A 24,986-nucleotide genomic window follows, 5' to 3' on the forward strand; every position below is an offset into this window, starting at 1 on the left:
CCGATTTCGGCGGCGTTCTCGACCTGTTCCAGCGTGCCGCCGATCACCGCGGCGTAGGCGCCGGCGGCCATCGAGCACGCCACCCCGACCTCGCCCTGACAGCCGACTTCGGCGCCGGAGATCGACGCGTTCATCTTGTAGAGCAGGCCGATCGCGCCGGCGGTCAGCAGGAAGTTGACCACGCCGCTGTCGCTGGCGCCCGGGTAGAAGTTGCGGTAGTAGGTCAGCACCGACGGCACGATGCCGGCCGCGCCGTTGGTCGGCGCGGTGACCACCCGACCGCCCGAGGCGTTTTCCTCGTTCACCGCCATCGCGTACAGCATCGGCCAGAGCATCGCGTCGAGCCGGCCGCCGAGCTGTTGCGACACCATCTTGCGGAACAGCCCCGGTGCGCGGCGCCGCACGTTCAGCCCGCCCGGCAGCGTGCCGTCGTGGCGGCAGCCGTTCTCGACGCACTCCTTCATCACGCCGGCGATTTCCAGCGCGTCGTGGCGGATCTCGTCTTCGCTGCGGCCGAGTGCCATCTCGTTGGCGGTCATGATCTGGGCGATGCTCTTGCCCTGGCGGCGGCAATGCTCGAGCAGGTCGGCGGCACTCTTGAACGGGAACGGCACCGGCCGCGCGTCCGGCGGCGGCTGGCCGTAGCCCTCGTCGGTGACGATGAAGCCGCCGCCGATCGAGTAGTAGACCTGGCTCGCCACCGCGTCGCCGGCCGCGTCGAAGGCGGTGAAGCGCATCCCGTTGGGGTGCTTGGGCAGGAACTCCTGCCTATGCACCAGGAAGTCGCGCGAGAACAGGAAGCCGACCGGGCGTTCGCCGGCCAGACGGATTTCGGTGTCGCCGGCCTGCAGCTCGCGCGCGCGGCGTTGCAGGTGCTGCGGGTCGGCGGTGCGCGGGTGCTGGCCCTCGAGGCCGAGCAGCACCGCGTCGAAGGTGCCGTGGCCGTGGCCGGTCAGCGCCAGCGAGCCGAACACCTCGGCCTGCACGCGCGCCACCCGGCCGGGCTCGCCGCGCGCGGCGAGACCATCGACGAATTCCTTCGCCGCCTTCATCGGCCCGACGGTGTGCGAGCTCGATGGCCCGATACCGATCGAGAAGATGTCAAAAACACTGATCATTGCGGGGGTCCCCTGCCGAAGATAATTTTAGCGTCTACTTATATTGAAGACGGTCTGTTGCTACTGCTGATCCAGTTCAATGGAGGCCGGTTCGGCCAACCTGGCACATTAAGAGCCGCTGACAAACCCAGCGAAGCGGTTCCGGCTCGTCGCGCTGCCGCAGACAGTACACGTAGGACGGCAAGGCAGCGCAACAACGCCGGAAGGGTTTTAGCTTCGCAGAAACTCGGCAATGCCTCGTTTTGTTAGCGGCTCTAAATTCGACAGGGGGAAGGGGCTTTGCGCACTGGATTCTATTTGTGCAAAAGCCGCTCCCCGTTGTGAGCGTTAGGCGTCCGCCAACTGGATGTTGTCCATCTGCCGCTCCCGGCTCGGCGGATAGCCGAACAGGCTGCGGTAGGACTTGCAGAAATGCGAGGACGAGAGGAAGCCACAGGCCACGGTAACTTCCATCACGCTCATATTGGTCTGCAGCAGCAGCTCGCGTGCCCGTCGCAAGCGCAGGTCGATGTAATACTGTGCCGGTGTGGTGTTGAGATAGCGCTTGAACAACCGTTCGAGGTGGCGCAGCGACATGCCCAGGTCGGTGGCGAGCTGCTCCAACGAACAGGGGTTTTCGATGTTAATTTCCATCGCGATTGCGGCGTCCAGCAGTGACTCATGCCCGGTGCCGACGCGCGACAGTAGCGGGATGTGCTGCTGGTCGCGCTGGTCGCGGATGCGCTCGAGGATGAATTGCTCGGAAACGTCCGACGCCAGTCCCTTGCCGCCCTTGAAGCGGATCAGGTTGCACATCAGGTCGAGCGGCGCAGTGCCGCCGCTACAGGTAAAGCGGTCGCGGTCGATCACGAACAGCTCGGAGGTGAACACGGTCTTCGGGAACTGCTCGCGGATCGCGGACAGGTTTTCCCAGTGGATCGCGCAGCGGTAGCCGTTGAGCACACCGGCCTTGGCCAGGGCGTAGGTACCGGTGCACACCGCGCCGAGCGGCACACCGGCCTTGGCGAAACGGCGGATGGTCGCCAGCGTTTCTTCGGTGATCGCCTCGCGGATGTTGATGCCGCCGCACACGATCAGCATGTCGAACTGCGTCGTGTCATCCGGCCGACTGATCGGCGACAGCGACAGCCCGTTGCTGGCGGCTACCGCTTCGCCATCGCTGGAGAGCATGGTCCAACGGTAGAGCTTCTTGCGCGACAGATGGTTGGCCATGCGCAGCGGTTCTACCGTGTTGCTGAAGGCAATCATCGAAAAATTCGGCAACAGCAGAAAGCCGATGTGAGACAGCGATGACAGTTGCTGAGGGTCCATGCAAACCTCCAGAGATCTTCTCTTCATACCAGGTGGAATGGCGACAGTGCGAGGGTCGAGCCGTCGCACCTTTATGCTTTGTTGAGCAGGATTCGGGCTATGCTCGGGCCTTTTCTTGTGTTTATGTTTTCCCTCTCCCTGGCCCACTCCCACACGTGCTGGAGGGGCCAGGGAAAGGGAAAAGGGCTATCCATCAACGGCTGGTCGGCGCTCCACCAAAACTTTCGGTGATGCGGTCGAGGATGATCGCGAGCAGCACTACCGCCAGACCGCTTTCGAAGCCAAGGCCAACGTCCAGGCGCTGGATACTGGCGAGCACGTCGTTACCGAGGCCGCCGGCCCCCACCATCGATGCGATGATCACCATCGACAGCGCCATCATGATGGTCTGGTTCACACCAGCCATGATCGCCGGCAGCGCGATCGGCAACTGCACTTTGAACAAGAGTTGCAAGCCGGTACAGCCGAAGGCGTGACCGGCTTCGACTTGCTCCTTGTTGACCTGGCGGATGCCAAGGCTGGTCAAGCGCACCGCCGGCGGCACCGCGAATACCACGGTAGCCAGGATGCCCGGCACGCGGCCGAGGCCGAAGAACATTGCCGCAGGAATCAAATACACAAAGGCCGGCATGGTCTGCATGAAGTCGAGCGCCGGGCGCACCAAGGAGCTCACGCGTTTGCTCTTGGCGCACCAAATGCCCAGCGGAATGCCCAGCATCAGGCTGATCAGTGTGGCCGACAGCGTGAGCGCCAAGGTGGACACCGTTTGCGGCCAGAAGCCGATGGCGTAAATCAGGCCGAATGCCGCGATGGCGAAGGCGGCGAAGCGCCAGCTCAAACGCCACAGGCCGATGGCGGCGAAGAAGCCAATCAGCACCCAAGCGGGCAGGCTCAGCAGCAGGTTTTCAATGGTGACGGCGAACAGCTCCACCGTGCGGCCGATGGCGTCGAAGGAGTTGGCGTTGTTATCCAACAGGTAACGAATGAAATCGTTGACCCAGGTGCCGATGGGCAGGAAATCGTGCGGGTTGCTAATAATGCGGTGCCAGAGATCGGACATTTCAAGACTCTCCTGCTAAGGACAGCGCGTCTGGCGCGGTCCGGAATAATTCAAGATCCAAACACGCCTTAGTGGGTGCGATTGGCGGACAATTTGGACAGCACGCTGGTCGCGGTAATCACGCCCAGGTAGAGTCCGTCGTCGTCGGCCACCGGCAGCGGCTCGCTTTGGCCGAGCAGTCGGTTGAGCACATCCGGCAGACAGGAGGCAGGCTTCACCGGCGACACATTGATCAACTGGCCGGTGTAGCGCGCGCCCTCCGCGCCCATCAGGCCCAGCCATTTGTGATCTTTCGACAAGCAGGCTACCCACGGATGGCCGTTAGCGCGTGCCGAGTCCAGATTGTGCTCGCCCACCATCACCGCCGCAGCGGCCGGATCGAGCAGGTCTTTCGCCTGCAGATAGCGCGAGGTGTCCACGCTCTTGAAGAAGTCGCGCACGTAGTCGTCGGCCGGGTTCTCGATGATCTCCTGCGGCGTGCCCACCTGCACCAGGCGGCCGCCTTCCATAATGGCGATGCGGGTGCCGATGCGTAGCGCCTCTTCCAGATCGTGCGATACGAAGAAGATGGTGCGGCGTTCCTTGCGCTGCAGTTGTAGCAGGATGTCTTGCATTTCGGAGCGTTTGAGCGGGTCCAGCGCGGAGAAGGCTTCATCCATCAGCATCAGCGACGGGTTCACCGCCAGCGCGCGCACCAGGCCGACCCGTTGCTGCATGCCGCCGGACAACTCATGCGGATGTTTACGGGCGAACGGCGCCAGGCCCACTTGCTCCAGCACTTCCATCGCACGCTTCTCGCGTTGCTGGCGCGGCACGCCGGCGATTTCGAGGCCAAAGGCGGCATTGTCCAGCACCGTGCGGTGCGGCATCAGCGCGAAGCTCTGGAACACCATGCTCATGTCGCGCCGGCGCAGATTGACCAGCTCTTTCTGAGACAGCTTGGTGATGTCCTGACCATCCAGAATGATGCTGCCGTCGGTCGGGTCCATCAGGCGGTTGATCAGGCGGATCAGGGTGGATTTGCCGGAACCTGACAACCCCATCAATACGAAGATTTCCCCTTCTCCGACAGAAAGCGAGACATTGTTGACCCCGACAACCTGTCCGGTATTGGCAAAGACTTTCTCTTTGCTCTGGCCGGATTTCAGTTGCCTCATGGCTTCCTGGGTTTTGTCCCCGAACACCTTGTAGAGGTCCTTTACAACTATCTTGGCCGACTGCATCACTTTCTCCTTTGTCGGTGCGCCCCGATACCGCTGCGCGCGCCCACTACCTGTTTTCCGTAAGGCCGGTCACCTGTCGCAAAAGCGCTTTGGGGACCCAGCATCGAATTCTTGTAATAGTTGATGTAGATCAAGGCCTACGATAGGTAGAGTATCTACTCTTTAGCAATTGCATAACGACAAAAAACTGCCGAAAAGCGACATGCGAAAGCTATGCACCAAATTGGTGTGCGAAGAATAAAAAAAAGGCCATCCGAGCAGCTCGGACGGCCTTTTTTTGGGCAAAAACTGACTGAAAATGCAGCATTAGTGAACGCTGATGGTGTCGGAAATCGACATGCGGCTATCCTAGTCATTATGGGCCACTGAAAACGGCAGTGCCGTTTCCTTTCTTGTACGGTGCAACGCCACCGCTAGAAGGTGGTATTGCATCCTACGATCCTTTGGACGGTTACCTATCCACCACCAGGTCGGACAGCGGCTTGCTGCAACAAGGCAGGAACATCCCCTGGTCGATCTCGCGCTTGCGGATGCCGCCGCCGTGCTGCATATCGACCTGTCCTTCCACCAGCTTCGATTTGCAGGTGCCGCACAGGCCTTGCGAGCATGAGGCCGGCAGGCGTAGCCCGCTGGCCTGCGCCGCCGCCAGCACAGTCTGGCCCGGTGCGACGGTGATTTCGTCGCCGGTACGGCTAAAGCGCACCTTGAAACTAGCCGATTCGCAACTGGCGTGTTCGCAGGCCGACGCCTGTTCCACGCCGGTAGCTGCGGTCAGCTCGCCGAAGTTGAAGCTTTCTTCGTGGTAGTGCGCCATGTCAAAGCCGGACTCTTCCAGCAGCTTACGCACGCCGGCCATATACGGACCAGGACCGCAGCAGAACACGGTGCGCTCCTTGAAGTCCGGCACGCTGCGCTCCAGCGCGGCGCGATCCAGGTAGCCGGTTAGCCCCGACCACTCCGGCTCCCCAGCATTGGTCTGACACACCTGCACCTGGCGGAAGCCGGCATGCTGGCGCGCCAACAGCGCCACTTCGTGACGGAAGATGATGTCGGACGGGCTGCGCGAGCTGTGCACGAATACGATATCGGCCGGATGCGCCAGATCGGTCAGCGCGCGCGACATCGACATCAAGGGCGTGATGCCGCTGCCGCCGGACAGGAAAAGATAAGGGCGTTGCGGATGCAGCGCGAAGCTGAACTCGCCAGCCGGCCCGAGCACGCTGACGCGATTGCCGGGCTTGAGGTTGTCGTGCAGCCAGTTGGACACTTTGCCGTCCGGCACGCGCTTGACGGTGATCGACACGCAGTCGGGCCGGGTCGGCGTGGAGGACAGGGTGTAACAACGGTTGATGGTTTCGCCGTCGATTTCCAGTTCCAATGTGATGAACTGGCCGGGCAGGTAACGGAACTGTCGTGCCGGCACGGCCTTGAACACGAAGGTTTTGACGTCGTGCGTTTCGTCACGCACCTGCACGCATTCGAAGGTGTCGTCTTCGCCCGGCTGCCACAGCGGCGCTGCGGTGTTGAACGGGGTGGCGGCAAATTCCGCGACTACGGTGTTCATGATACTTACCCCATGTGGTGGTCTTACCGCGTGGGTTATCCCCAAGAGGACTTCCTCCGGGGCGCGCCGCTACCGGCTAACCCTTCCTACATTTCCAACCCACCCTACCAACCCTTCAAAACCGGCTGCAGGGCGGGTTATACCCCGCCGAGTGTCGAGCAACGGCGGGTTACGCCGTATTAACTAACCCACCCTACATTTCCATGTACGGTGGTTTATTCCAAAGCCGCGCCCATGCGGTTGATGTACCAGTTGGTGAACTTCTCAACCAAGGTTTCGGTGAAAGGCGAGTACGGGCCGGGATGGTAGGCGCTGCTCTCTACCCCTTTCTGCGACTCTTCCACCAAACGGCGGTCCTGGTCGTTGGTGGCGTTCCACACCGCGGTCAGGTTGTCGGTGTCGTAATCCACGCCTTCCACCGCGTCCTTGTGCACCAGCCATTTGGTGCGCACCAAGGTGGTGTCGGCGGTGAGCGGAATCACGCTGAAGGTGACGATGTGGTCGGCCATGAAGTGGTGCCACGAGTTCGGCTGAGTCCAGAACGACAGACCGCCGATCGAAGCATCCTTGAAATCGCCCAGCAGCTTCTTACAAGCCGCCTGCGCATTCAGCGTTTGCGATTCACCGGAGCGATCCAGCGGCATGCGCATGGTGCGGAAGCCGGTTACGTCATCGAGGCGGTCGATCTCGGTGGACGGCAGACCACACGATTCCCAATGCGCGTGGCGGTCCGCCACCAATTCCTCGTACTGGCGCAAGCCCTCGGCCTGCTCCGGCTTAGGCGCAAAGCCGTAGCTGTATGCGAACAGCGATACGTTCAGTTCCGGGTGGTTGCTGGTGCAGTGGTAGCACTCGCGGTTGTTTTCCAGCGTCAGCTTCCAGTTGCCGGCTTCCAGAATGTCCACCTGCACCGCAATCTTGCAGTCGTCGATCTTGTGCGGGGCGATGTACGGGGTCATCGCACGGGCCATGTCGTCGAAATCTTCCGGCGGGTTGTCCGCCAGGCAGATGAACAGCATGCCGGCCATATTGCGCAGATGCACCGGCTTCAGGCTGTGGTGAGACTTGTCGAAGCCATCGGCCATGTGATCGGCAAAGATCAGCTTGCCGGTCAGATCGTACGTCCACTGGTGGTAGGGGCACACCAAGTTGCCAACGGTGCCCTTGTCGGCCGAGCACAAGCGCGAGCCGCGATGGCGGCATACGTTGTGGAAGGCGCGGATTTCGTTGTCGTCATCGCGTACGATCAGCACCGGCTGCTTGCCGAGCTGCACCGTCATGTAGTCGCCCGGCTCCGGCACGTCCGGCGTCACGCCGACGAAGATCCAGTGGCTCGAAAAGATGTGTTCCATGTCGGCATCGAACACGGCCGGCGAGGTGTAGAACGGCGCTTCCAGGCTGTAACCCGGCACGCGGCGGGCCACCAGTTCGCGCAGATTAACGTCCGGGCGATGGAACGTGATCTTGCTGTTTTCCATTTGAATTCTCTCCAACGATGCGGTCAGTACATGCACGGGTGGGACGTGCCCAAAATCAGAAGTCGATGAGCTGATGTTGGCGCAGGTAGTCGAGCACGAATTGCGCTTTTTCGACAGAATCGCCCTGTTTTACGACCTGTCCGGTCGTTTTTCCGTCATCGGCCGCAATCGCGACGAGCAGACGTTCGTGCCCGCTGGCACGGCTGGTAGCGACCAGCGGACGCGCACGGCGATCACCCGGCTCGTATTGCACTTGTACCCGCGCGCCGCCCATCGCCGGCGAGCGCAGCACCTTGCCCTCGACCTTGCGCGCAAAGCTGTACGGCAGCGGCGCGGCAGCGCGCTCGTGCACGGTGGCGACAAACGGGAAGGCGGTCAGCAATTGCCGGCGCTGGCCCTTGGGCAGGAACTGCAGCGCACGCATGCCACCGCTTTCGGCACTGAATGACAACACCTCGGGCAGCAGCGGATGGCCCAAGGCCTCGGACAGCGCGTAAGGCAGCAGTGCACTGCCGTCGCCGCCGCTGGAGCGGGCACCGCACAGCACCACGTCGAAATTCGATAAACGGATGGCGAGCAGCGACGCGATGTCGGCCCCCGCGCCCATGGCCAGCACCTCGATCTTGTCGGCGCCCTGCGCCAGGTAATCGCCGAGCTCCGCATCATCGGCGGTGCCGGCGTAGAACACGGAGAGCTCGCCGCCGAGCGATTTGGCCAGCGCGAGCGCGGCCGAATCGGCGCGGCCGGCACAGGGGCGGCCGCTAACCGGATGCACCGCCGGCGCTACCAGCACCGCGATGCGTAGGGTATACGAGCTGGTTTTCATGCTGCTTTCTCCTTGCCTGCGCGTGCGCTTTCTACCAATTGCAGCAATGCCTGCATGAACGACTGGCAGTCGTCGACGATGGTCAGGTCGGCGCGCTTGGCGATCGCCGCCGACGCGTCGAGGTTGACCGCGATGACGTGACGGCAGTCTTTGATGCCCTGCAGGTGCTGCACCGCGCCGGAAATGCCGAGCGCAATGTAGGCACTCGCCTGTACCGTCTTGCCGGTAGCGCCGACCTGCATCGCGCGCGGGAAGCGGCCGTCGTCGACCGCCACGCGCGAGGCGCCGGTTGCGGCCCCCATCGCTTCGGCCAATGTCTTAAAGGTCTCGACGTGCTGTACGCCATTGCCGGCGGACAGGATCAGGTCGGCCTCTTCCAGCGCCAGCTGCGAGGCGGGGCTGGCCTGAGTACCGAGGTCGCGGATACGCTCGTCGGCGGCCAGCAGCGCGGTGTCTTGCATGGTCTTGCCGAGGCCGACGAACGGCAGCCGAGTGTCAGCCACCTTGCGCGCCAGCAGCATCACCTGCGGCAGCTTATGCACCGCGAAGCGACCGCCCGGTACGCGCCGGCGCATCTCGCCGAACGCGATCTCGACCACGTCGCTCGCCACCGACAGCTTCTGGCGGCAGGCGAAACGGCGGCCGAGGTCGGCGTCGGCGCCGCGGTCGGCAAAGAACACGTGTTCGGGCGCTTCCAGCTCCCACATCGCCGACAGCCAGGCGAGCTTGCGCTCGGGCGAGAAGCCGGGGTCGGCGGTGCAGATCAGCCGGTCCACCCCGGCGGCGCGCGCCGCTTCTTCGGCCGCTTCGGCCTTGGCGCCAAACAGCAGCGCGACCACTTCGGTGTCCTTGCCGGCCAGGATGGCGGCGGCGGCCAGCGCCTCGCGCGCGGCTTCATCCAATGCGCCGCGGTCGGTATGCACCACCACCATCAGACGTCGGGCGAACGGCCCGCTGCTGCGCACCGGCTTGGCCTGGTGGCCGTGGCCGCCTATTGCCTGCGGGTCGCGGCTGCCGACGTTCTCGCCGAGCACGATGCGCTTGAGTCCGCTCGGGCCGATCACATACGGGCGGCGCGGGTCGATACGCGGAATGGGTCGGTCGTTATACATTGTGTTTCCCTTCAGACGGCCAGCCGTTCGGCGACCAGTTCGGCCAGGTCGACCACATCGGGACGCTGTCCGACCACGCCTTCGAGCATCGCGGTGCAATTCGGGCAGGCAACCGCCACGCGCTCGGCGCCGGTTTCGCGGATGTCGTCCATGCGCATGTCGGGAATCCGCTTCTTGCCCGGGATGTCGGTGAACGATGCGCCACCGCCCCAGCCGCAGCAGCGCGACTGCATGCCGGACCGCTCCATCTCCACCACCCTGATGCCGATGCCCTTGAGCACATTGCGCGGCGCGGAAGTCTCGCCGTTGTAGCGGCCCAGATAACAAGGGTCGTGATAGGTGGTCAGCGGCTGCTGTTTGGCGCTCTCTTTAAGTGGAATCGCCTTCTTCGCCAGCAGCTCTTCCAGCAGTTGGCTGTGATGCTGTACCTGATACTCGCCGCCAAACGCCGGGTACTCATTCTTCAGGCAATGGAACACGTGCGGGTCGGAGGTAACGATGTTCTTGAATTTGTATTGCGCCAGGGTGGCGATGTTGTCTTTGGCCAAGCGCTGGAAGGTGGCTTCGTCGCCGAGGCGGCGCGCCAGGTCGCCGCAGTCGCGTTCCGCTTCGCCGAGCACCGCCACTTTCAAGCCGGCGGCGTGCAGCACCTTAATCAGCGAGCGCAGCGCGCGCTGGTAGCGCATATCGAATGCGCCCTCGCCGGCCAGCAGCAGCCAATCGGTGCTCTCGCCCGGCTTGAGAACCGGCACGTTCAAATCCACCGCCCAGTTGTAGCGCGTTGCCAGCGGATAGCCGCCCACGGTGTCGGTGTCACGTAGATTGGCCAGCGCTTCGCCGCCCTTGTTCGGCACCACACCGGTGGTCAGCGTCACGCTGCGGCGCATGCTCACCACCGCGTCCACGTGTTCGATCAGCATCGGACATTCCTGCACACAGGCGCGGCAGGTGGTGCACGACCACAGCGTTTCCGGGTCCAGCAGTCCAGCCATAATCGGCTGGTCGGCAGCACCGGCACGCGCCGGGCCTTGCCCCGGGTGCGGGTTGCCGGCGTAGCTCGTGCCGTCGCCGGAAGCCAGGCCGGTGACCATGTCTTGAATCAGTTTTTTCGGGTTGAGCGGCTGGCCGGCAGCGTAGGCCGGGCACGCTGCCTCGCACTTGCCGCACTGAACGCAGGCGTCAAACGACAACAAGCGGTTCCAGGCGAAATCCTTGGGCTTCTCCACGCCGTAATCTTTATCCACCAACCTGATTGGAATCAAACCAGTAGAGCGTTTGCCCTGGAAACGTTCCGGGCGCGGGTGGAAAGCCAAGTGCAACAGGCCAGCCACCGCATGCTTCATCGGCCCGCCCATGCCAATGCCGAGCGCCAATTCACCGCCGCCCCACACCAACATCGCCAGCACCAGCAAGGACAGGCCTTGCGCCAGCGCGGTGCCGAACGCCGGGCCGATCAAGGCCAGCGCCGCTGCGAGACCTGCGCCAATCGAAAACGCCAACAGACTCTTCGGCAAGCGGCTCCACGCGCCTTTGGACAAACGCGCAGGCGGCGCCTTGCGGCGTTTGCGGATCATCAGCGCGCCGCCGAACATCAGCACGGCCGACAGCAGCAGCAGCGCATCCAGCCAGCCGCTGTACAGCATCAGCCCGTAGTTGAGGCCGGCCAGCAGCAGAATCGCCACCGCGCCGCCGGCTGTGGCGACGTGGGCGCGGGCGATGAACGGGTCTTTCGCCACCACGTGGTGCAGGTCGACGAAATAGCGCTTGGGCATGGCGAACAGCCCGGACCAGGCCACCGTGGCGGCCCGCCCCTGACTCCACAGGCTGGCGCGGCGCGCCAAGCCCAGGGTCAACAGCAGCGCCCCGAGCCAGAACAGGCCGGTTAGGGCATGAGCGAGGGAGAACATATTAGAAGTCCTTCACCAAACGCAGCGCGTCGTAAATCGCGCCATGGATGTTGTGCATCGAGATGCAGTCGCCAACGCGGAACAACAGGAACTCGCCCTTGTTCAGCGGCTCGGACAAGCTCGGCTGCGGCTGGGAAGCGAACAGGGTGTGCACATCGGTCTGGCCCTTGTTTTTCGACTGCTCCTTCAGCGACCAGTACAGCGTGTCGTTCGGCAGGATGCCGTTCTCCACCACCACCTGATCGACCGCGCGTTCCTCCAAGGCCTCGGTGTACTCGTTGCGCAGCACCGCGATCAGCTTGTCGCCTTCGCGATAGACGCGGTCCATCCAGTAGTTCGGGGTCGGGATCATCCCCTGCGCGTACAGGCGGCGGTAGAAGATCGGGAAGGTGGTGCCGCCGGTGTCGTCGCCCACTTTCACGTCCGGGGTAACGATCTCGACCTGGCTGCCGCGGCTGGCCATAAAGTCGGCTACGCCAAAGCCGGCATGGCCGCTGATCGCGTCGTACACCAGCACGTTCTTCGCCGGCGCCACCTTGCCGGACAGGATGTCCCAGCCGGTCACCGACAGGCCTTCCTTCACGCCCCAGCCCGGCACCATCTCGCTGTTCGGTACGCCGCCGGTGGCCAGCACCACGATGTCCGGCTGCTCGGCCAGGATCATTTCTTCCGAAGCCGCGGTGTTCAGGCGGCGGTCGACGCCGAGGCGCACCGTTTCCATATCCAGCCAGCGGATGATGCCGGCCATCTGCTCGCGCTGCGGCGCTTTGGCGGCCAGCACAATCTGCCCGCCCACCACTTCGTTCTTCTCGAACAGCACCACGTCGTGGCCGCGCTCGCGCGCCACGCGCGCCGCTTCCAAACCGGCCGGGCCGGCGCCGACCACCACCACCTTGCGCTTGGCGGGGGCCTTCTCGATGGTGTGCGGCATGGTCGCCTCGCGGCTGGTGGCGGCGTTCTGGATGCACAGCACGTCCTGGCCGAAGTATTGGCGGTCGATGCAATAGTTGGCGCCCACGCACTGGCGGATCTGGTCTTCCTTGCCGTCGCGGATTTTGATCACCATGTGCGGGTCGGCGATCTGCGCGCGGGTCATGCCCACCATGTCCACCATGCCGGAGGAAAGAATCCGTTCGGCTTGGTTCGGGTCGCGGATGCTCTGCGCGTGCATCACCGGCACTTTCGACACCGACTTGATGCCGGCCGCCAAGTGCACAAACGGCTCCGGCGGCAGCGCCATCGGCGGCATGCAGTTGGCCAGGGTGTTGTGGGTGTCGCCGCCCGAGCCAACCACGCTCAGGTAGTCGATCAGGCCGGTTTCCGACATCGCCTGCGCGATGTCTTTGAGCATGTCGTGCGAGAGGCCGTCTTCGTGGAATTCGTCGCCGCACATGCGCAGGCCAACGCAGAAATCCGCGCCCACTTCCTCGCGCATCGCCTGGAACACTTCCATGCCGAAGCGCATGCGGTTTTCCAGGCTGCCGCCGTATTCGTCGGTGCGCACGTTGGTGCGCGGGCTCCAGAACTGGTCCATCAAATGCTGGTGCGCGGCGGAGATTTCCATGCCGTCCATGCCGGCGGCCTTGATGCGGCGCGCCGCCTGCACGAAGTCGCCGATGATGCGGTGGATCTCGTGCTTCTCGATGATCTTGGCGTTGCCGCGGTGCACCGGCTCGCGGATGCCAGACGGGCTCACCAGGTGCGGCCAATGCTCGCCGTAGTAGCTGGAACGGCGGCCCATGTGGGTCGCCTGAATCATAATCTTGGCGCCGTGGCGGTGCATCGCCTCGGCCAAGCGGTTGAGCGGGTCGATGACCTGGTCGGTGGACAGGTTCACCGACTTCCACCAGCTCTGTGGGCTGTCGATAGATACCGGGCTTGAGCCGCCGCAAATCGCGAGGCCGACGCCGCCCTTGGCTTTCTCTTCGTAGTAACGGATGTAGCGGTCGCCCGGCAAGCCGCCCGGTTCGGCGTACACTTCAGCGTGCGCAGTGCTAACGATGCGGTTGCGGATGGTCAGCTTGTTGAGCGTAATCGGGGCAAACAGATTGGGATAACGCATGACAGATCCTTACTTCGGCTCAACCGTAAACACGCAGTACTCGCTACCTTCGCCTGCGCAATGGGTTTCTCGGCTTGTCGTGCGATAGTCGTGGCCGCTGGTTTGGCCGACCCAGTCCATCGCACCGGAGAACCAGCCAGCGAACAGATAACAGGTCTTGCCTTCGCTCTTTGGTACGCCGGCGATGCCTTGCGCGAGTACGAAGCAGGAGTGGTCGAGGCGGATTTTGGCGTGGCCGCTGCTGGCGTCGGCCTCGATGAAGGAGAACAGTCCCCAACCGCGCTGCGACAGGCGCTTGAGGTAGTGCTCGTACACGGCCATGCCGGACAGCCCGTGGGTCTTGGCTTCGCTCTCGCACCAGAAATAGGCCGAGCGGTAGCCGGCTTCATAGAGTGCGGCGGCGTATTTTTCCTTGCCCAGCGCGGCTTCGACCGCCGTATGGTTGTTCACGAAGAAGTGGCGCGGCACATAGAGCATCGGCAGGCCGTCGGTCGACCAAATGCCGGTTTCGGAATCCACATCGATGGGAACTAGCGGTTGCATGGGCATCTCCTGTTGATGTTCGCGAGGCGGCCAGACATTCCGGCCGCAGGAAGCTCTTAACAGCGATAGTGCCGCAGCGTAGGGCACGCTGTTTCCGCTCCGACGACCGTGATTTGCCTTAGAACGACATACCCGACATCCGCAGGTAAGAAATGTAGAGCTAGGTCAAGAATGATTTGGCGGTGTTGGTGTAGTCCATGGCTTTAGAGCACTACAGCTTCGGCTGCCGAAATGATCATCCTCGGCACCAACGGAGTGTCCGAACTGATGCGGCAGCAGCCTGATAACGGGGGAGGGGGCTGCCCAGGCGCCGGAAGAGCTGCTGCTTTCTGCCATTACTGTGGCAGTAATCCTTTTAGGCATTGCTCGCCTGTCCGAGGGCAAGCGCAAAACCGTACTGCATGACATGGCCAGCGACTTCAGCTAATTCGGTCTGAAAGGACATGAAAAATCCAGCTTCCTTGAGGGCAAGCTGGATTCTGATGGATCGTTGAGCACGATACCTACTAGTCTTAACTGAGCAGTATTATCCTAAGGGATACATTGGAGCCTCCCACGCAGAAATCCTGCTTAATGCAGCCAGCCGTCCACACGCGAGCCGTGGGTCTTGATCCATTTTTCGGCCGCAGCATCCGGCTTGCTGCCGCCTTGCACGTCCAGCATCACCGCACCGACTTCCTCCGCCTTCCATGAGAACTTCTTCAGGAAAGCCACCACCTCCGGCGCCTTGGTGTTGAGCTCGGGGTTGATCACGCTATCCACGTGCTCGGCTTCGCCGTAGACCTTTTTCGGATCTTCCAGGAAGCGCAGCTTCCATTTGGCGAACATCCAGTGCGGAATCCAGCCGGTCACCGCGACCGCCTTGTGGTCCTTGACCGAGCGCGCCAGTTCCGACGTCATGCCGATGTCGGAACTCGGCAGAAGCTTGTAGTCAAGGCCGTAACTCTTGATGGCTTCTTCGGTCTTTTTCATCACGCCGGCGCCGGCGTCGATGCCGACAATACGGCCCTGAAAGGCGGTTTTCTGCGCTTCAAGATCGCTCACGGTACGCGCCTTGACGTAATCGGGCACGATCAGGCCGATCTTGGCACCCGGGTAGTTGGCGCCTAGGTCCACCGTTTTGTCTTTGTATTGCTGGTAGTAGCTGTCGTGCGTCACCGGCAGCCAGGCGGACAGGGTGGCGTCTAGGTCGCCACGCGCCACGCCTTGCCACATGATGCCGGCCGCTACCGGCACCAGTTCGACCGGGTAGCCAAGCTTCTCTTTAATGATGGTGGCGGCGACGTGAGTGGTGGCCACGCTGTCGGACCAGCCGGCCACGTAGCCGATTTTGATGGTGGGTTTGTTGGCGGCGAAGCTACCGGCCGATACGACGGCTAGCGCCAGCGCAGCGAAACGAAGCTTGTAGGATCTTTTCATTGGATTACCCCCTGATGATGGCTAAAACCACGACCGGAGGGTGGCTCCGGCCACGAACAACGTCGGCCGCGTTTGCGCTCCGCCGGTATTAAAAAGGCTCAACAGGCTTAATGCCCAAGCCGCCGGGATCGGGTTGCGATCCTTGCCTCGCCACCTCCGCCAGCGCTCCACGGAGGATTCACGGTCTTTGCCTTTGTGATCTCATGCTGCCGGTTCTCTTCTATATGGAACCACCCCACACCGACCCGTTGTTGCTGTTGCCCGACATGCCAAAAAGTTAGACGCCGCTGTTTTGCATTCATCATTTAACTTGAATGGGAGCATTACTGTCGCAGCTTAGGTTGTCAGCCACACGGGTATGCTGGCAGCTGACAACCCTTTAGACCTTAAACAAAAAAATAAATCTACCTCCTTTTCCCGGTCCCCTTTTTCCCGGGTGAATGGCAAGCTTCGCCGAGCCGACGCGGCGATATCGACTACATCGCGCAACTTGAGGATGATCTGGCCGATTTCATCGCGCACTTGGCGTCCAAGAATGGGCCTGGCCGTCGCGTGGTGATTGGCGGCCATTCGTCCGGTGGCGGTTTGGCGCTGCGTTTTGCCGGCAGCCGGTACGGCCAACTGGCGGCGGCATATCTGCTGCTGGCGCCCTATTTGGGGTACAACGCGCCGACAGCTAGACCCAACTCGGGTGGATGGGTCAGGCCCGATTTGGCCAAGATCATTCCGATTGCCATGCTCAACGACTTTGGCATCCGTTTCTTCAATCACGCACGCGTGTTGAGCTTCAATATGCCCGCTCAATATCGTGATGGCACCGAGACGCTTAGCTACAGCTTTCGGCTGATGACCGGCTTCGCCCCGCGCAATTACCAGGCAGATTTGCGTGCGATTTCGGTTCCGCTGCTGGTCATGGTGGGCGCGGATGATGAAGCTTTTCAGGCGGCGCAGTTTGCTCCAACTTGCCAATGCTGGGTGCCTAATGCGTCGGTCACCGTTCTAGATGGCGTGAGCCATCTAGGGCTGGTTGCCGATACGGGCGCTGCTGCGGTGGCGGCGAATTGGCTTAGTAAACTCTAATCTTCCGATCCAATACGGTGCAATTGCCTGCCAATGCAAAAACGGCTTCAGCCGCGATTTGAGCTTTAGGACTCGGGTCGCGGCTGAAGCCGTTTTTTTGCCAGAGATGCCGATGGGTAGCGCGTACCGCCCCACCCATCCTACGAATTGTCCGGCGTTATTCGCCCCACACCTCGCCGAACACGCGCAGCCAGTTCTCGCCCAGCACCTTGCGCATCTTGCTTTCGCTCCAGCCGGCGTTTTCCATCGCGCGGGTCAGGTTGGGTGTTTCGCCGATGGTGCGGATGCCCTCTGGGTTCAGGATGGGGCCGAAGTTGGTCAGGCGGCGGTAGCGGCCCTTGTCGTGGGTGATCCAGTCGAAGAAGCCCTTGTCGTAACCCTGGGTGAAGTCGGTGCCGAAGCCGACGCAGTCCTCGCCGACCAGGTTGATCACGTAGTCCATCGCCTCGACGTAGTCGTCCACCGTGGCTTCAATGCCGCGCTTGAGGAACGGTGGGAACATGGTGACGCCGATGAAGCCGCCATGGTCGGCGATGAACTTCAGTTCTTCGTCGCTCTTATTGCGCGGGTGTTCCTTTAGGCCGGACGGCAGGCAGTGCGAGTAGCACACCGGCTTTTTCGATTCGAGGATCGCCTCTTTCGAGGTGTTGCCGCCGACGTGCGACAGGTCGACCATGATGCCGGTGCGGTTCATCTCGGCGATCACCTCGCGGCCAAAGCCGGACAGGCCGCCATCGCGCTCGTAGCAGCCGGTGCCAATCAGGTTCTGCGTGTTGTAGCACAGCTGCACCACGCGCACGCCCATGTCGGCGAACGCCTCGATGTAGCCGAGGTTGTCCTCAAACGCGTGGGCGTTCTGGAAGCCGAGGATGATGCCGGTCTTGCCTTCTTGCTTCGCCTTGCGGATGTCGGCGGCGGTGCGCACCAGGCTGAGGATTTCACCGTAGTCGCGGATCTTCTGCTTCATCTCGGCGATGTTGTTGACGGTGTCGGCAAAGCCTTCCCATACCGATACGGTACAGTTGGCGGCAGTCAGTCCGCCCTTGCGCATATCCTCGAAAACCGAGCACTCCCACTTGGCGATGATCAGACCGTCGATCACTACGGCATTGTCGTGCAGTGTCATGTTGGCTCCTTGCGGGCACCCCCGCCCGCGTTCGAACTTCACAGGAAAATCAGGCCATCACGGCGAGTTTTGGCGTAGCGCCGGCACCCACCAGGCGCAGGAACGGGTGCTTGCCGGATGCCGGCAGCTTGACGACCGCGAAGCGGTACGGCATCGCCGCCTTGCGTAGCAGCAGCCACAGGTAGTCGGCGAAGCTGCGGCGGAACACTATGAACACCCCGTCGTCCTCGACACGGCACACGATGGCGCCGGCCTTGCCGAGCACGGTGCTGACCGCATCGCCCGGCGCGATCGACTCGAAGTCGTACACGCCCAGGTGGCGCAGCAAGGTGACGTGCTCGGCCCCGGACAGGTGCACCGTCGTCAGGCCGCCGCTGTTGTCCACCGCTTGGGCGAATAGGCCGGCGAAGCTCTTGGCGCAGCTCTCGAGCAACTTGGGCACGCTGCTGCGCGCGGTAACGAACAGGCATTCGTCCGGCGACTGCCAGATCAGCACGCCGGCCTCGCCGCTGACGAAGCTGGCAGCGGCCGGCACCGCGAAACCGGTGGCCTGCTTGATCGCCTGGGCGACGGCCGGATCGGCCAGTTCGCCGCGCAGCACGATGTAGCCCAACAGCGGCAGTTCGTTAGCACGCACGAGCTGCCGCGCATCCGGGGCGACCGCCTCGGCCGCCAGATTGAAGTTGTGCAGCGGAGACTGCAGGTACGGTTGGTAGCGGGTATCAGGCATGTTGGCGCACCCCTTCTGGATCTACGAATACGGAGGACACTACGCGCGCGGCGTGCACCTTGCCGCCGGCCGACACGTATACGGTGTCGCCTTCGCGCTGCGCCCCGCCTTTCAACACCGCCATGGCGATGGAGCGGCCCAAGAAGGCGCTGTGGTAGCTGGAGGTAACGTGGCCCTGCATGTCGGCCGGCAGCACCGGCTTGGATGTATTCAGGATCTGCGCGCCTTCGGCCAATACCACGTTCGGGTCCTCGGTATACAGGCCAACCAGCTGCTTGCGGTCAGTGCGCGTAGTGTCGGAACGCGACAGCGAACGCTTGCCGAGGAAGCTGAACGGCTTCTTCATGCCGACTGCCCAGCCCATCGCCAGGTCAATCGGCGTCATCGAGCCGTCGGTGTCTTGACCGACGATGATGAAGCCCTTCTCGGCGCGCAGCACGTGCATGGTTTCGGTGCCGTACGGGGTGATACCGAACTCTTCGCCGGCCTGCATCACCTGTTCCCACATGTAGTGGCCGTAGCTGGCGTCGACGTTGATCTCGTACGCGAGTTCACCGGAGAACGAGATGCGGAATACCTTGGCCGGCAGGCCCGCCACCGTGCCTTCGCGCCAGTCCATGAACTTGAAGCTTTCCGCCGACAGGTCGATGTCGCTGCACAGTTTTTGCAGCACCTTGCGGCTGTTCGGGCCGACCACGGCGGTGGTACTCCAATGGTCGGTGGTGGAGGTGAAACGCACCTTCAGCTCCGGCCATTCGGTTTGGTGCCAACGCTCCATCCAGCCGAGCACGCGCGCAGCGCCGCCGGTGGTGGTGGTCATATGGAAGTGGTCGTCCGCCAAGCAGGCGGTCACGCCGTCGTCCATCACCATGCCATTTTCATCGAGCATCAGGCCGTAGCGGCACTTGCCCGGGTCGAGCTTGCTCCAGGCGTTGGAGTAGATGCGATTGAGGAACTCGCGCGCGTCCGGGCCTTTGACGTCGATCTTGCCCAAGGTCGAGGCGTCCATCACCCCCACCGAATTACGGGTGGCCAGGCACTCGCGGTCCACCGCTTGGTGCAGCGTCTCATTGCCCTTCGGGAAGTACCAGGGACGCATCCATTGACCGACGGTTTCGAACTCGGCGCGACGCGCGGTGTGGCTAGACTGCATCGCGGTGTAGCGGCGCGGGTCGAAGGTGTCGTTCACATGGCTGCCGGCCAGCGCACCGAACGTCACCGGGGTGTAAGCCGGGCGGTATGTCGTGGTGCCGACGTCGGCAATCGGTTTGCCCAAGGCTTCGGCGGCGATGGCAAAACCGTTGACGCTGGACAGTTTGCCTTGGTCGGTGCCGAAGCCAAGCGCGGTGTAGCGCTTCACGTGTTCGATCGAGCGGTAGTTTTCGCGCACTGCCAGATGGATGTCGGCGGCGGACACGTCGTTCTGATAATCGACGAAGGCCTTGGCGCCGTGGCCTTCCGGCTTGCCGTCCGGCACGCGGAAGATGCGGCGCGCCGGAGCGACCTCGCGGTCGTCCACTTGCGGAGCTTCACCGTTGGCGGTTTTTTGCGCGCTCACCAGCACCGCGCTGACCGCGGCGTGGGTTTGCGCCAACGCTTCGCCCAAGCCCCAGCGACCGGTGATCGCGCCGACGCAGGCGATGCCTTCGCGGCCTTCTTCCGGGGTGACGAACGATTGGCGCTCCTCGCTCCAGAACGGGCGGCCGCCGTTGTGGCAGAACAGGTGCACAGTGGAGGTCAGGCCGCCTGAGGACAGCACCGCATCGGCGCTGATGATCGGTCCTTTACCGATCACCTTGTTGCTGTGTGGGTCGAGCTTAACCAGTTGCACGCCGGACACGCTCTTGCCACCCAGCACTTGGGCGATGCCGTAGCCGGTGAGCAGATTGACGCCGGCCTTGCGCGCTGCTTCGCTACGCCAGTCGGCCGCGCCGCGCAGGCGGGTGTCGACCAGGCTCACGCGGCTGCCGGCTTCGGCCAGGCCGATAGCAGCGTCGTAAGCGGCGTCGTTGTTGGTCATCAGCACCACTTTGCGCCCTACCGCCACGCCGTAGCGGTTCAGATAGGTTTGCGCGGCGGCGGCGGTCATCACGCCGGGGCGGTCGTTGTTGCCGTACACCAGCGGACGTTCGATCGCGCCGGAAGCGAGCACCACTTGATGGGCGCGGATCTTGTGCAAGCGCTGGCGCGGCTGGGTTTTGTCGCGGGCGGTGATCGGCAGGTGGTCTTGCACCAGCTCCAGCGCTTGCACCAGGTTTTTGTCGTGCAGCGCGAAGGCGGTGGTGCGGGTCAGTACGGTGACGTTGGCCAGGCTGTTCAGCTCGGCCAGGCGTTGCTCTACCCAGGCCACTGCCGGCAGGCCGTCGATTTCGGCGTGCGCGTCGGACAGCAGCCAGCCGCCGGCTTCGTTCTGTTCATCGACCAGCAGCGTTTTCAAACCGGCGCGGCCAGCCAGGGTGGCGGCCCACAAGCCGGATGCACCGCCGCCCACTACCAGCACGTCTACGTGGTGGTGCAGGTGGTCGTAGAATTCCGGGTCCGGATCCACCGGGGCGCGGCCGTAACCGGCGGCGTTGCGGATCAGTTTTTCATACAGCGGCCACGCGTCGATCGGGGCCATGAAGGTCTTGTAGTAGAAGCCGGGCGGCATGAAGCGGCCGAGCTTGCCGAGCAAGCCCTTGGCGTCGAAATGCAGCGACGGCCAGCCGGTGGTGGTGGTCGCCGACAGGCCTTGATACAGCTCCACCTGGGTGGCTTTCAAGTCCGGAACGGTGTAGCCGCCGGTTTCCAGCTGGATCAGCGCGTTCGGCTCTTCCGAACCGTGGCCGACGATGCCGCGCGGACGGCCATACTTGAAGCTGCGCCCAATCAGCTGCACGCCGTTGGCGATCAGCGCCGAAGCCAGGGTGTCACCGGCAAAGCCGTTCAGCTTCTTGCCGTCGAACTTGAACTGACAGGGCGCTTGTTCGTTGATGCGCTGGGTTTTGCGCTTTACGCGATAGCCGCTCATGCCTCGGCCTCCTTCAGGTAGTGCTGCTTGCCTTCCGCCAGCGTCCAACTGCCGGCGATTTCATAACTCCCGGTGTGGCGTTTAACCACCACTACCTTGCGGCAGCCGGCGGCGTGCAGCCACTGCTCAAAGAACCAGCCGCGGGTGTTCTTGCGCATGAACAGGTAGTCGCCCCATTCCGCATCACTCACGTCTTCCGGCTTGAGTGGGCGGGGAATGTAAGCCTCGCCGGCGTAGCTGAATTCTTCTTCCTCACGGGTTGCCCCACAGTGCGGGCAATGGATCATCAGCATGAGGTTCTCCTAGTGCGCGACGCCGGCAGCGCCGTGCTCGTCGATCAGGTGGCCAGTGTTGAAACGGTCCAGCGCGAACGCGGCGTTCAGCGGATGCGGCGCATCGTGGGCGATGGTGTGGGCGAACACGTGGCCCGAACCCGGCGTGGCTTTGAAGCCGCCGGTGCCCCAGCCACAGTTGAAATACAGACCCTTGATCGCCGACTTGCCGATGATCGGGCAGGCATCCGGCGCCACGTCCACGATGCCGCCCCACTGGCGGTTCATCCGTACGCGCGAGAAGCTTGGGAACAGCTCGATAATCGCCGCCGCGGTGTGTTCGATCACATGCGGGCTGCCGCGCTGGCCGTAGCCGAGGTAGCTGTCGATACCGGCGCCGATCACCAGCTCGCCCTTGTCGGATTGGCTGACGTAGCCGTGCACCGCGTTCGACATCACCACCGTATCCAGACACGGCTTCATCGACTCGGATACGAACGCTTGCAGCGGGTGGCTTTCCAGCGGCAGACGCACACCGGCCATCTTGGCGAGCGTAGAGGTGCTGCCGGCGGCGACGCAGCCCACCCGGTCGGCGTAGATATCGCCCTGGGTGGTGTGCACGCCCTTGATGCGGCCGCCTTCGATGATCATGCCGGTGACTTCGCACTGCTCGATCAAGTCCACGCCTAGATCGCTGGCGCCACGGGCAAAGCCCCAGGCCACCGCGTCATGCCGCGCCACCCCGCCGCGCGGCTGGTAGCTGGCGCCCATCACCGGATAGCGGGTTTTGTTGCTGATATCCATCAGCGGCACGATCTCTTGGATCTCTTTGGGCGTCAGGATCACACCGTCGATGCCGTTCAACACGTTGGCGTTCACCCGGCGCTCGATGTCGCGCATATCCTGCAGCGTGTGGCCCAGGTTCATCACCCCGCGCTGGCTGAACATCACGTTGAAGTTGAGATCTTGCGACAGGCCTTCCCACAGCTTCAGAGCGTGTTCGTATAGATGCGCCGATTCGTCCCACAGGTAGTTGGAACGCACGATGGTGGTGTTGCGCGCCGTGTTGCCACCGCCCAGATAGCCTTTTTCCAGCACCGCGACGTTTTTCACCCCGTGGTTTTTAGCCAAGTAATAAGCTGTCGCCAGACCATGGCCGCCGCCACCGATGATGATCACGTCGTAACGGGAACGCGGTTGCGGGCTACGCCAGGCAGGCTGCCAGCTTTCATGATGTTTGAGCCCGTGTTTGAACAGGCTCCAGAAAGAGTAACGATTTGCCATGGACGGGTCCGTAAAGAAGTGGCGGGGTAGGAGCATTCTTGGCGACCCGAGCCATCGGTAATTGACTGTAGAGGACGGCGACTTGTCGATTTTCGACACGAGCGACATTGTCGTGGCAAATGGCGGATTGATTTTGATTGCAAAGCTGGTGCTTGGCGAAGATGGCTGGTTCCGCCCGGCTAGCGGGAAGGGGGCTTTGCTTATCCAAAACCCCCTTCGTCCCAAAGGACGCCCCGAGATTGCCACCCTTCGGGTGCCCGTCCGAAAACGATTCGGCAAGGAGCCGCATGCCACGGTATGCGCTGTCCCGATGATGAAGTCGTCATGGTGGATTGGAATGGTTGGTTCTGCTTTCAGGAGCGTCGGATCAAGGTGTCGAGTGTCCTGCATGTTTGCCGATTGCGCTGCGGCCCAGCGCGGAGAAAGCCCAGCCATGTCCAAAAACCACCAAAAAATGGCGCATTACAGTCAGCCAATCAAAGACGACTCTTTTATCGTGGACCCATATTCCCCTGACCCACCGAGGAGGAGCGGACCCGCCGGTCCGACACCCACGCCATGGCCCAAGACCGACACCACCACATCCTGTCCTTCAATTGCCACAGCGCGCCCGGCCAAATCGCCCGCGTCTCGCAACTGCTCGACCAGCAAGGCTGCTATATCGATGAACTCGCCGTATTCGACGACCCCGACACCGAACGCTTCTTCGTCCGCTGCGTGTTCCACTCACTGCAAGACACCTTCCGGCCCGGCCCGCTGCGCGAACAACTCGCACAAATGAACCAGCCGTTCGACATGCACTGGCAGCTGTACGACGGCCAAGAAAAGCCGCGCGTGCTGATCATGGTGTCCAAGCTTGACCATTGCCTGAACGACTTGTTGTACCGCTGGCGCATCGGCGACCTCGGCATGGAAGTGACCGCCGTCGTCTCCAACCATGCCGATCTGGCCCACATCGCCGCCGCGCACGGTCTGCCGTTCCATCATCTGCCGGTCAGCCATGAAACCAAACCGCAACAGGAAGCCGCACTGCTCGCGCTGGTGGAAGAAACCCGATCCGAATTGGTGGTGCTGGCGCGCTACATGCAGGTGCTGTCGCCGCAGCTGTCGAGCCTGCTGTCCGGGCGCGCGATCAACATCCACCACTCGTTCCTGCCCGGCTTCAAAGGTGCGCGCCCGTATCATCAGGCCTACGCGCGCGGCGTGAAGCTGATCGGCGCTACCGCCCACTACATCACCGACGATCTGGACGAAGGGCCGATCATCGAGCAGGTGGTCGAGCGCGTAGACCACGCCTTCAGCCCCGAGCAGTTGCAGATCACCGGGCGCGACATGGAATGCCTGGCGCTTGCCCGTGCGGTGCGCTTCCACCTGGAACGGCGCGTGTTCCTCAACGGCCACCGCACGGTAGTACTGCGCTAGTCCCTAAATGTGCAACCGCCGGTTGCCTAATGATGAGCACATTGGTTTTGGTGGTGTGCTCGCGATGCAGCCGTTCCGCTTACTGCTGCAATGTGTCCTTCCACGAAATCGGCATGGCCAGCACCATGGTGTCGAGTTGTGGATGATCAAAATCCTCGCCGACCAGCTTGCCGGTCGCCAGCAACACCCGCGGCGTATCGCCGTCTAGCGCATTGAGTGACTCGACCACTACTCCTCGCTGCTTGCGCGACATCCGGCCGTGCAGGATGAACAGTTGGGGGATGCCATCGCCGATGGACTCGCGCAGGATCTCGATGTGCTCGGCGCGTTCGGTTAGCACGAGCACTTTGCGACCGGCACTGTAGGCGCTGCGAATATCGGCAGCGATCCGGGCCGGACGCTTACCGGCATGCTGGCGGCCGAATCAGTGTTCGAACTG

Annotated in this window: 20 protein-coding genes; 2 read left to right on the forward strand and 18 right to left on the reverse strand. The window is 62.7% G+C overall.

Annotation, left to right across the window (positions count from 1 at the left end; all coding sequences use genetic code 11):
- From ACZ2IA_RS20480 to ACZ2IA_RS20535, 12 genes are all read right to left on the reverse strand, one after another.
- A partial coding sequence (locus ACZ2IA_RS20480) for an L-serine ammonia-lyase (RefSeq protein ID WP_470294443.1) occupies positions 1-1,118 on the reverse strand: 1,118 nt, incomplete at its 3' end.
- Positions 1,119-1,445: 327 nt separating this feature from the next.
- Positions 1,446-2,429: a GlxA family transcriptional regulator gene (locus tag ACZ2IA_RS20485; RefSeq protein WP_470294444.1), complete on the reverse strand. Its 984-nt coding sequence runs from the start codon at positions 2,427-2,429 to the stop codon at positions 1,446-1,448.
- Positions 2,430-2,622: 193 nt separating this feature from the next.
- A complete protein-coding gene (locus tag ACZ2IA_RS20490) occupies positions 2,623-3,489 on the reverse strand; it encodes an ABC transporter permease (RefSeq protein ID WP_470294445.1) in 867 nt (288 codons plus the stop codon).
- 68 nt (positions 3,490-3,557) lie between these two features.
- Positions 3,558-4,712, reverse strand: coding sequence for a quaternary amine ABC transporter ATP-binding protein (locus ACZ2IA_RS20495; RefSeq protein WP_470294446.1), 1,155 nt, complete (start codon positions 4,710-4,712; stop codon positions 3,558-3,560).
- A gap of 451 nt (positions 4,713-5,163) precedes the next feature.
- On the reverse strand, positions 5,164-6,276 hold the full coding sequence (locus ACZ2IA_RS20500) for an FAD-binding oxidoreductase (RefSeq protein WP_470294447.1): 1,113 nt from the start codon (positions 6,274-6,276) through the stop codon (positions 5,164-5,166).
- Positions 6,277-6,491: 215 nt separating this feature from the next.
- Positions 6,492-7,754 (reverse strand): aromatic ring-hydroxylating oxygenase subunit alpha, encoded by a 1,263-nt coding sequence (locus ACZ2IA_RS20505; RefSeq protein ID WP_470294448.1) that lies wholly within the window; start codon positions 7,752-7,754, stop codon positions 6,492-6,494.
- A gap of 55 nt (positions 7,755-7,809) precedes the next feature.
- Positions 7,810-8,580, reverse strand: coding sequence for an adenine nucleotide alpha hydrolase family protein (locus ACZ2IA_RS20510; RefSeq protein WP_470294449.1), 771 nt, complete (start codon positions 8,578-8,580; stop codon positions 7,810-7,812).
- Positions 8,577-9,692 (reverse strand): electron transfer flavoprotein subunit alpha/FixB family protein, encoded by a 1,116-nt coding sequence (locus ACZ2IA_RS20515; protein ID WP_470294450.1) that lies wholly within the window; start codon positions 9,690-9,692, stop codon positions 8,577-8,579. The genes ACZ2IA_RS20510 and ACZ2IA_RS20515 overlap by 4 nt, the downstream gene beginning before the upstream one ends.
- Before the next feature lie 11 nt (positions 9,693-9,703).
- A complete protein-coding gene (locus ACZ2IA_RS20520; RefSeq protein ID WP_470294451.1) occupies positions 9,704-11,599 on the reverse strand; it encodes a (Fe-S)-binding protein in 1,896 nt (631 codons plus the stop codon).
- A gap of 1 nt (position 11,600) precedes the next feature.
- Positions 11,601-13,661: an oxidoreductase gene (locus ACZ2IA_RS20525; protein ID WP_470294452.1), complete on the reverse strand. Its 2,061-nt coding sequence runs from the start codon at positions 13,659-13,661 to the stop codon at positions 11,601-11,603.
- A gap of 9 nt (positions 13,662-13,670) precedes the next feature.
- The gene (locus tag ACZ2IA_RS20530; protein WP_470294453.1) at positions 13,671-14,204 is read right to left on the reverse strand and encodes a DUF5943 domain-containing protein; all 534 of its coding nucleotides are present in this window, start codon (positions 14,202-14,204) and stop codon (positions 13,671-13,673) included.
- A 570-nt stretch (positions 14,205-14,774) separates the two neighbouring features.
- Positions 14,775-15,623: a glycine betaine ABC transporter substrate-binding protein gene (locus tag ACZ2IA_RS20535; protein WP_470294454.1), complete on the reverse strand. Its 849-nt coding sequence runs from the start codon at positions 15,621-15,623 to the stop codon at positions 14,775-14,777.
- 402 nt (positions 15,624-16,025) lie between these two features.
- On the opposite strand from ACZ2IA_RS20535, the gene ACZ2IA_RS20540 reads away from it, so the two are divergent.
- Positions 16,026-16,703: an alpha/beta hydrolase gene (locus ACZ2IA_RS20540; protein ID WP_470294466.1), complete on the forward strand. Its 678-nt coding sequence runs from the start codon at positions 16,026-16,028 to the stop codon at positions 16,701-16,703.
- A 157-nt stretch (positions 16,704-16,860) separates the two neighbouring features.
- Here ACZ2IA_RS20540 and ACZ2IA_RS20545 read toward each other — a convergent pair whose 3' ends face one another.
- From ACZ2IA_RS20545 to ACZ2IA_RS20565, 5 genes are read right to left on the reverse strand one after another with little or no spacing between them, the layout of a single operon-like run.
- The gene (locus ACZ2IA_RS20545) at positions 16,861-17,829 is read right to left on the reverse strand and encodes a dipeptidase (RefSeq protein WP_470294455.1); all 969 of its coding nucleotides are present in this window, start codon (positions 17,827-17,829) and stop codon (positions 16,861-16,863) included.
- Between the two features lie 49 nt (positions 17,830-17,878).
- Positions 17,879-18,559 (reverse strand): sarcosine oxidase subunit gamma, encoded by a 681-nt coding sequence (locus ACZ2IA_RS20550; RefSeq protein ID WP_470294456.1) that lies wholly within the window; start codon positions 18,557-18,559, stop codon positions 17,879-17,881.
- Positions 18,552-21,569 (reverse strand): sarcosine oxidase subunit alpha family protein, encoded by a 3,018-nt coding sequence (locus ACZ2IA_RS20555; protein WP_470294457.1) that lies wholly within the window; start codon positions 21,567-21,569, stop codon positions 18,552-18,554. Before ACZ2IA_RS20555 ends, ACZ2IA_RS20550 begins: the two co-directional genes overlap by 8 nt.
- Positions 21,566-21,862, reverse strand: a complete 297-nt coding sequence (locus ACZ2IA_RS20560) for a sarcosine oxidase subunit delta (RefSeq protein ID WP_470294458.1) — start codon at positions 21,860-21,862, stop codon at positions 21,566-21,568. Before ACZ2IA_RS20560 ends, ACZ2IA_RS20555 begins: the two co-directional genes overlap by 4 nt.
- Positions 21,863-21,871: 9 nt before the next feature.
- Positions 21,872-23,125 carry a sarcosine oxidase subunit beta family protein gene (locus tag ACZ2IA_RS20565; protein ID WP_470294459.1) on the reverse strand — a complete coding sequence of 418 codons (1,254 nt, stop codon included), beginning with the start codon at positions 23,123-23,125 and terminating at the stop codon, positions 21,872-21,874.
- A gap of 558 nt (positions 23,126-23,683) precedes the next feature.
- Here ACZ2IA_RS20565 and purU point away from each other — a divergent pair.
- On the forward strand, positions 23,684-24,547 hold the full coding sequence (gene purU, locus ACZ2IA_RS20570) for a formyltetrahydrofolate deformylase (RefSeq protein WP_470294460.1): 864 nt from the start codon (positions 23,684-23,686) through the stop codon (positions 24,545-24,547).
- A gap of 79 nt (positions 24,548-24,626) precedes the next feature.
- Here purU and ACZ2IA_RS20575 read toward each other — a convergent pair whose 3' ends face one another.
- A complete protein-coding gene (locus ACZ2IA_RS20575; RefSeq protein ID WP_470294467.1) occupies positions 24,627-24,935 on the reverse strand; it encodes a helicase-related protein in 309 nt (102 codons plus the stop codon).
- Positions 24,936-24,986 lie beyond the last annotated feature (51 nt).

This window comes from Crenobacter sp. CS_VA4 (assembly GCF_055597485.1).

Coding starts and splice junctions, on each gene's coding strand:
- ACZ2IA_RS20485 (WP_470294444.1), bottom strand. CDS start 2,429: ATGGACCCTCAGCAACTGTCATCGCTGTCTCACATCGGCTTTCTGCTG.
- ACZ2IA_RS20490 (WP_470294445.1), bottom strand. CDS start 3,489: ATGTCCGATCTCTGGCACCGCATTATTAGCAACCCGCACGATTTCCTG.
- ACZ2IA_RS20495 (WP_470294446.1), bottom strand. CDS start 4,712: ATGCAGTCGGCCAAGATAGTTGTAAAGGACCTCTACAAGGTGTTCGGG.
- ACZ2IA_RS20500 (WP_470294447.1), bottom strand. CDS start 6,276: ATGAACACCGTAGTCGCGGAATTTGCCGCCACCCCGTTCAACACCGCA.
- ACZ2IA_RS20505 (WP_470294448.1), bottom strand. CDS start 7,754: ATGGAAAACAGCAAGATCACGTTCCATCGCCCGGACGTTAATCTGCGC.
- ACZ2IA_RS20510 (WP_470294449.1), bottom strand. CDS start 8,580: ATGAAAACCAGCTCGTATACCCTACGCATCGCGGTGCTGGTAGCGCCG.
- ACZ2IA_RS20515 (WP_470294450.1), bottom strand. CDS start 9,692: ATGTATAACGACCGACCCATTCCGCGTATCGACCCGCGCCGCCCGTAT.
- ACZ2IA_RS20520 (WP_470294451.1), bottom strand. CDS start 11,599: ATGTTCTCCCTCGCTCATGCCCTAACCGGCCTGTTCTGGCTCGGGGCG.
- ACZ2IA_RS20525 (WP_470294452.1), bottom strand. CDS start 13,661: ATGCGTTATCCCAATCTGTTTGCCCCGATTACGCTCAACAAGCTGACC.
- ACZ2IA_RS20530 (WP_470294453.1), bottom strand. CDS start 14,204: ATGCAACCGCTAGTTCCCATCGATGTGGATTCCGAAACCGGCATTTGG.
- ACZ2IA_RS20535 (WP_470294454.1), bottom strand. CDS start 15,623: ATGAAAAGATCCTACAAGCTTCGTTTCGCTGCGCTGGCGCTAGCCGTC.
- ACZ2IA_RS20545 (WP_470294455.1), bottom strand. CDS start 17,829: ATGACACTGCACGACAATGCCGTAGTGATCGACGGTCTGATCATCGCC.
- ACZ2IA_RS20550 (WP_470294456.1), bottom strand. CDS start 18,559: ATGCCTGATACCCGCTACCAACCGTACCTGCAGTCTCCGCTGCACAAC.
- ACZ2IA_RS20555 (WP_470294457.1), bottom strand. CDS start 21,569: ATGAGCGGCTATCGCGTAAAGCGCAAAACCCAGCGCATCAACGAACAA.
- ACZ2IA_RS20560 (WP_470294458.1), bottom strand. CDS start 21,862: ATGCTGATGATCCATTGCCCGCACTGTGGGGCAACCCGTGAGGAAGAA.
- ACZ2IA_RS20565 (WP_470294459.1), bottom strand. CDS start 23,125: ATGGCAAATCGTTACTCTTTCTGGAGCCTGTTCAAACACGGGCTCAAA.
- purU (WP_470294460.1), top strand. CDS start 23,684: ATGGCCCAAGACCGACACCACCACATCCTGTCCTTCAATTGCCACAGC.